This is a genomic window from Streptomyces sp. NTD91, from assembly GCF_059510455.1.
On sequence record NZ_JCAJZW010000066.1, the window covers coordinates 21,708 to 27,967 of the forward strand.

The window sequence follows — 6,260 nt, forward strand, 5'->3', positions numbered from 1 at the left end:
GTCGTTCGGAAGAGAGGCGAACAGCCCTTAAACGAAACTGTTTCGTACACATGGAGCGTACGCGGGCGCCGACGAAACGGCAACGTTTCTTTAGTACCCGTATGCATTCCTTGACAGGCATATAACAGCTGAGGCATATTGGCCGGGTGTCCGACGCAGCGCTGTGGTCCGCCCTGGCCGACCCCCACCGGCGGGCGATCGTCGCGCTCCTGCTGGACGGCCCCCGACCCGTCGGCGAGATCGCCGAAGCCTGCGGACTCAGCCAGCCGAGCACCTCCAAGCACCTGAAGGTGCTCCGGGAGGCGGGCCTGGTCCGGGTGCGGCAGGACGCACAGCGGCGCGTCCACGCCCTCGACCCGGCGCCGATCGCCGCCCTCGATGCCTGGCTGGCGCCCTACCGCAGGCTGTGGAACCGCAGCCTCGACGCCCTGGACCGGCGCCTCGACGAAGCGCCGGACGCCGCCCGGCACCGCTCACCGCCGAAGGACTGAGGCATCATGCCCGTCGACCTCACCGGCACCTGTCTGACCCTGGACGACGGTCGCCCCGCCGTCCGGTTCAGCCGCACCTACGAGCATCCGGTGGACCGCGGCTGGCGGTTCGTCACCGATCCCGACGAACTACGGCAGTGGTTCCCCTCCCACGTCGAGATGGAACTGCGCCCTGGCGGTACCGTCCGCTTCGGCGGCGACCCGGACGTGCCCGAGTCCACCGGACGGGTGATCGCCGTCGACCCGCCCGTGCACCTGTCCTTCACCTGGGGCGGCGACGAACTCCACCTCGACCTGGAAGCCGTCGGCGAGCGGCGCACCAGGTTCGTCCTCGGCGAGGCGAACACCGCCGCCCGCAACGGCGCCGGCCGGGAGGTGTGCCCCGCCGCCCTCGACGCCAAGGCGCACGGCGAGCGCTCCGAGGGCTCCCACTCCGGGATGAGCGAGCCCCGGAAGGCGTTCTACGAGGGCAATCTCCACGCGGGTGTCCCCTCCGGCGCCCCCGTCCCGGGCCTGGACTGACCGGCCGGGCGGCCCGCACGCCCCGCACCGCGGCCGCACCCGCCCTTCTCCCGCCAGGGGCCCGGCGCGGTCGCGACCCCGGCCCTGCGCCCTTGGCCACCCGGCGAACCGGCCCCCTTCAGGTCACCATCGGCACGCGTTCGGCGGGGTTCCGCCGTGCGCGGTGTTTCAGTGTGTGGCGCCCTGGATACACCGCGAGGGTTCGGCCCCGGAGCTCGCGAGCCCGTGCAGACACGTCGCAGTGAGGTCGTCACCATGTCCCATGCCCCGCCCCCCGCAGGACCGTCGAACCGTACCGGGCCGGTCGCGACCTCCGTCCCCCGGACGGACCCCGTCACCGGAGCCGCCGGGAACCCGCCGGGCCGGGCCGGCACCGCCCTGGTGACCGGAGCCTCCTCGGGCATCGGCGCCGTCGTCGCCCGCCGGCTGGCCGCCGAGGGGCGCTGGCGGCTCGTGCTGAACGGACGCGACGTCACCCGTCTGGAGCAGGTGGCCGCGCCGATCGGCGCGCTGGCCGTGCCGGCGGACCTCACCCGGCCGGGTGCCGAGCGTGTGCTCACCGACATGGTCCTGGACCACGCGGGACGCCTCGACCTGCTGGTGGCGAGCGCGGGCCTCGGCTGGGCCGGCGACTTCGCCGGCATGCCGCACGCCCGCATCGACGAGATCGTCGGCGTCGACCTGCTGGCCACCCTGCACCTCGTGCGCGCCCTGCTGCCCCACATGGTCGCGGCCGGCACGGGACGCATCGTGCTCATCGGGTCCGTCGCCGGCAGCGTCGCCGTGCGCGGCGAGGCCGTGTACTCCGCCGCCAAGGCCGCCCTGGCCGCCTTCGCCGACGCTCTCAGGTACGAGGTGCGGCGCACCGGGGTGGGCGTCAGCCTCGTCATCCCCGGCGCCGTCGACACGCCCTTCTTCGCGCGACGCGGCGCCCCCTACACCCGGGCCTGGCCGCGGCCGGTGCCGCCCGAACGGGTGGCGGACGCCGTCTGCACCGCCGTCCGGCACGGCAAGGACGAGGTGTACGTCCCCGGCTGGCTGCGGTATCCCGCCCTGGTGCGCGGGGCCGCGCCCGGGCTCTACCGGCGGCTCGCCGCCCGCTTCGGGTGAGCGGTCATGACCGGCGTGACGGTGCTGCTCGCCCTGCTCGCGGCCCTCTCCAACGCCGCCGCCTCGGTGCTCCAGCGCCGGGCCGCCGTGGAGGAGGCCGACCAGGGCACCGGGGCGCGGGCCGCCCTGCGCCGGCTCACGCATCTGCTGCGGCGCCCGAACTGGCTGGCCGGCAGCGGATTGCTGGCGCTGTCCAGCCTGCTGCAGGCCGCGGCACTGGCCACGGGCAGCCTGTCCCTCGTGCAGCCCCTGCTCGCCGCGGAGCTGCTGTTCACGCTGATCGTGGGCAGCGTCGCCTTCCGGCGTGCGCCGGACCGACGGACCTGGCTGGCGTTCGCCGCCCTCGCCGTCGGACTGGCCCTCTTCCTCGTGTCGGCGTCGCCGTCCGCCGGCCGGCCCACGGCGTCGGCCCGGGCCTGGCTGGCCGGGGGCACCGCGGCGATCGGGGCCGTGGTCCTGCTGGTGGCGGTGGCCCGTCCGGCGAAGGGCGCCGCCCGGGCCGCGCTGCTCGGGCTCGCCTCGTCCGTGTCCTTCGCGACCACCGCCGCCCTGCTCAAAGAGGCAGTGGGGCGGCTCGACCAGGGGCCGGAGGCGATGTTCCGCCACTGGTCTCTGTACGCCACCGGCGCCGTCGGGAGCGTCGCCTTCCTGCTGCTGCAGAGCGCGCTGGGCGCCGGTTCCCTCACGGCCTCCCAGCCCGCCCTCACCCTGGGCGACGCGATCACCAGCGTCATCCTCGGCTGGGTGCTCTTCGACGAGGTGATCCAGCTCGGGCCGCGGGTGATCCCGGAAGTGATCGGCATCGGGCTGATCGGGGCGGGCAGCCTCGGACTCGCCCGGGCCTCCGCCGAGGGCCGGGAGTGGGACGCGCACACGCGGGACCGCCCGCCCCGCACGCCTCGTCACCCGCACCGGGTACATCGTTAGGGCGCCACCGGGCGCAGAGGCGAGATCCCCGACCAGGAAGGCGGTTCAGCGATGACTTCGAGGTCCGGCCGTGGCTGGCGGAAGGCGGCGCTCCTGCTGCCGGCCGGGATCGCGGCCGCGCACATCGCACCGGCGGCCACCTGGCTGCCGGGCGTGCGGCTGCTGCTGTGTCCACGGCTCTCCGGCGCCGGCCGCAGCCGGCACATCGCGCTGACCTTCGACGACGGTCCGGACCCCGAGTCCACGCCACACTTCCTCGACGCCCTCGACGGCCTCGGGGCGCGGGCGACCTTCTTCGTGCTCGGCGAACACGTCGTACGCCATCCCGACCTGGTCCGGGAGACGGTGCGGCGCGGACACGAACTCGCCGTGCACGGCTGGGCCCACGACCGCCCCTGGCGCCCCGCGCCGGCCCGCGACGCCGAGGAGGTCGCCCGGACCGTCCGTGCGGTGCACGACATCTCCGGCCACCGGCCTCAGTGGTACCGCCCTCCGTACGGCATCCTCACCTCCGGACGCTGGCTGGCGGCCCGTCGGTCCGGGCTGCGGCCGGTGCTGTGGTCGGCGTGGGGCAGGGACTGGACGGCCGACGCCACCGCGGCGTCCGTGCGGGCCCTGGTCGCCGCGGACCTGCGCGACGGCGGCACCGTCCTGCTGCACGACTCCGACCGCGTCGCGGCCCCGGGCTGCTGGCGCTCGACCCTCGGCGCCCTCCCGGCCCTGGTGGAGGGCTGCCGCGAGGCCGGCCTGACGGTGGGGCCGCTCCGCGACCACGGTCCGGGCAGATCCGCCGTGGCGTCCACTGCGGCGGCGTGCCGGTGAGGGCAGCGGCGTGCGGCGGGGCACACCGAGGCCGGGCCGGCCGGGCTCGCCGCGGCGCGCCGTGCCTCACCCGGGACTCGGGGCCGAGGCCCGTGGAGGCCGCCGACCTCACGGGCGGCGGCGCAGGGCGCCGCAACGGGTGGCGTCGGAGCCCACGGGCGCGGGCCGCCGCCTCACGGTCCCGTCGCGCACGCCATCGGATCGGCACGGAACAGCGCCCGCCCCCGAGCCACCCGTTCCGCCCGCTGCGGGCCGTCCTCGGTCAGGCGGGCGAGGGCGGCCAGCAGCGCGGCGCTGTCCGGAGCGAGTTCCGAGACGCCGAGGACGGACATCCGCCGGACGCCGTCCACGCCGTGGCCGGGCAACGGGCGGTACCCGATCACGGGCAGTCCGGCGGCCAGGGCCTGTACGGCGGTCTGGCCGGCCGCGTTGTCCACCAGGGCGTACCCGGCGGCCAGCAGACCGGGCATGTCGTCCACCCAGTCCAGGGCGAGCACCCCGGGCGCCCGGGACACCCGCGCCCGCAGCCGGGCGTTGCGCCCGCAGAGCACCACCGGCAGATAGCCGGCCTCCCACAGCAGCCGGGCCGTGCCGTCGGGGCGGTACGCCGCACCCCAGGCACCCGCGGACAACAGGACCGCAGGCCGTCCCGGCGCCCGGCCTGCGAAACGCTCCCGCCAGGCCGCCACCCCGGGCGCCGGTCGGTGGAAGGCGGCCGCGACCGCCGGACCGGTCGTCACCACCGGCGTGGCCAGGGCCCGGCGCACCTCGGCCGCCGCCTCGTCCGTGAGGCACAGGTACCGGTCGTTGCCGGGATGCAGCCACTGCCGGTGCACCGCGAAGTCGACGAGGAAGACGGCGCTCGGCACCCGCAGCCGGCCGGTGGCCCGCAGATGACCGGTGAGTTGTGCGGCCAGATGGAAGACCGGTACCACCACATCGGCGTCCAGCCGCTCCACCAGGTCCGTCAGCCCGTCGGCGGCGAGCCGGGCCAGCGGCACCCCGCTGGGGCGCGGCCCGGGCCCGCCGCGCAGAAAGGCGCCGTAGACACCGGCGTACGCCCACGGGAAGTGCCGCACCGACGCCTGGTAGGACCGGCGCAGCCCGCCGCCCAGCCCGTACGGAAGCAGTCGCAGGACGTCCGCCACATGCGGCTTCAGGCCGCGTGCCGTGGCACGACGGGCCAGTTCTTCGGCCACGGTGTCATGACCGGCGCCCATGCTCGCACTGAGGATCAGCGGCCGCCGCCGGCTCGGCTGGGACGCGTTCGCGGAGGGCACCTCGGCAGGAGTACGCACGGGGTCCGATTCTCCGGTGGACGCCGCCCGCAAACCGGTCACTCGGCCGCCGTGTCGTCACGGCGCGATCACCGGGCACGGCGTGCACGCGAGTTGCCCCAAGCGCGCCGGGGTGGATGAATCGGCTCAGGAGAGCGAGTGGGCGGCGAGCACGGGAGGAGCCGTGAGGCGGTGGCGGCGCGGCTTGCACCGCGCTTGGGAGTGGCTCCGGGTCGGGGTCCTGCTCGAACACGGCCGCGAACTGGAACTGATGCACCGTGCCATGGGGTTCGCGACGCTGGCACTGGTGACGCTGGCGCCCATGCTCATCGTGGTCGCCGCCGCGGATCCCCTGGTGCGGGGCGGTTTCGCCTCGTGGCTCACCGACGGCATGGGCCTGTCCGGCCGGTCCGCCCATGTGCTCACCGACGTCATCAGCCCGCCGCGCAACGTCATCGGCACGACCAGCGTCTGGGGCGGTGTGCTGCTGGCCGTGTTCGGCGTGTCCTTCGGCGGCAGCGTGCAGAACGCCTACGAACGCATCTGGGGCCTGGCCTCCGGCCCCTGGCACCGGGTGTGGCGGCAGGCGACGTGGCTGATCGTGCTCACCGCCTACCTGTACCAGGAGGTCGCGACCAAGAACGCGCTGCACGGGAGCGAGCGGATCGGCGTGTCCGCGGTGACCGGCGTGCTGTTCTTCTGGTGGGGGCAGCGCTTCCTGCTGGGCGGGCAGGTCCACTGGCGCTCCCTGCTGCCGGGCGCGCTCGCCACCGTCATCGGCCTGGCCGGTCTGCGGGCCTTCTCCTACCTGGTGTTCACCCCGCTCATCGTCACCAACGCGCTCAGCTACGGCGCCGTCGGTACCGTGCTCGTGGTGGAGTCCTGGCTGATCGGCGTCGGGTTCGTCATCTACGGCGGCGCCCTGTTCGGCCGCTGGTTCTGCGAGCACCACTGGCGGCCGGCCCGTCACGAGCGCCCGCGGGACGAGACGGGGCACACGGGAGAATGACGACAGGCCCAGGGGTTTCGTTCGGATCAGGTCGGACAGGCCGCACCGGACGCCGCGGACCCCGCCCTCCGGGCGGACGACGCCACTTTCGCAACACGCCCT

General features: G+C 75.1%; 7 protein-coding genes. 6 read left to right on the forward strand and 1 reads right to left on the reverse strand.

Translation table 11 applies throughout. From position 1 onward, the window contains the following. Window positions 1–146 precede the first annotated feature (146 nt). The 5 genes from AC5WRT_RS36465 to AC5WRT_RS36485 all read left to right on the forward strand — a co-directional run bounded on the left by AC5WRT_RS36465 (window position 147) and on the right by AC5WRT_RS36485 (window position 3,872). Complete coding sequence (locus AC5WRT_RS36465) at window positions 147–491, forward strand: ArsR/SmtB family transcription factor (protein ID WP_496098425.1); 345 nt, start codon at window positions 147–149, stop codon at window positions 489–491. Window positions 492–497: 6 nt separating this feature from the next. Then, window positions 498–1,013, forward strand: a complete 516-nt coding sequence (locus AC5WRT_RS36470; RefSeq protein ID WP_496098424.1) for an SRPBCC domain-containing protein — start codon at window positions 498–500, stop codon at window positions 1,011–1,013. A gap of 255 nt (window positions 1,014–1,268) precedes the next feature. Further along, complete coding sequence (locus AC5WRT_RS36475) at window positions 1,269–2,123, forward strand: SDR family NAD(P)-dependent oxidoreductase (RefSeq protein WP_496098423.1); 855 nt, start codon at window positions 1,269–1,271, stop codon at window positions 2,121–2,123. Window positions 2,124–2,129: 6 nt separating this feature from the next. After that, window positions 2,130–3,050: a DMT family transporter gene (locus AC5WRT_RS36480; RefSeq protein WP_496098422.1), complete on the forward strand. Its 921-nt coding sequence runs from the start codon at window positions 2,130–2,132 to the stop codon at window positions 3,048–3,050. Window positions 3,051–3,101: 51 nt separating this feature from the next. Further along, window positions 3,102–3,872: a polysaccharide deacetylase family protein gene (locus AC5WRT_RS36485; RefSeq protein WP_496098421.1), complete on the forward strand. Its 771-nt coding sequence runs from the start codon at window positions 3,102–3,104 to the stop codon at window positions 3,870–3,872. A 173-nt stretch (window positions 3,873–4,045) separates the two neighbouring features. Here AC5WRT_RS36485 and AC5WRT_RS36490 read toward each other — a convergent pair whose 3' ends face one another. After that, complete coding sequence (locus AC5WRT_RS36490) at window positions 4,046–5,092, reverse strand: MGDG synthase family glycosyltransferase (RefSeq protein ID WP_496098444.1); 1,047 nt, start codon at window positions 5,090–5,092, stop codon at window positions 4,046–4,048. Window positions 5,093–5,333: 241 nt separating this feature from the next. Here AC5WRT_RS36490 and AC5WRT_RS36495 point away from each other — a divergent pair, with 241 nt between their 5' ends. Continuing rightward, window positions 5,334–6,158, forward strand: a complete 825-nt coding sequence (locus AC5WRT_RS36495) for a ribonuclease BN (RefSeq protein WP_496098420.1) — start codon at window positions 5,334–5,336, stop codon at window positions 6,156–6,158. Window positions 6,159–6,260 lie beyond the last annotated feature (102 nt).

Excerpts from the sequence above, each read along its gene's own strand:
- AC5WRT_RS36475 (WP_496098423.1), top strand. The coding sequence starts at position 1,269 with ATGTCCCATGCCCCGCCCCCCGCAGGACCGTCGAACCGTACCGGGCCG.
- AC5WRT_RS36490 (WP_496098444.1), bottom strand. The coding sequence starts at position 5,092 with ATGGGCGCCGGTCATGACACCGTGGCCGAAGAACTGGCCCGTCGTGCC.
- AC5WRT_RS36480 (WP_496098422.1), top strand. The coding sequence starts at position 2,130 with ATGACCGGCGTGACGGTGCTGCTCGCCCTGCTCGCGGCCCTCTCCAAC.
- AC5WRT_RS36485 (WP_496098421.1), top strand. The coding sequence starts at position 3,102 with ATGACTTCGAGGTCCGGCCGTGGCTGGCGGAAGGCGGCGCTCCTGCTG.
- AC5WRT_RS36470 (WP_496098424.1), top strand. The coding sequence starts at position 498 with ATGCCCGTCGACCTCACCGGCACCTGTCTGACCCTGGACGACGGTCGC.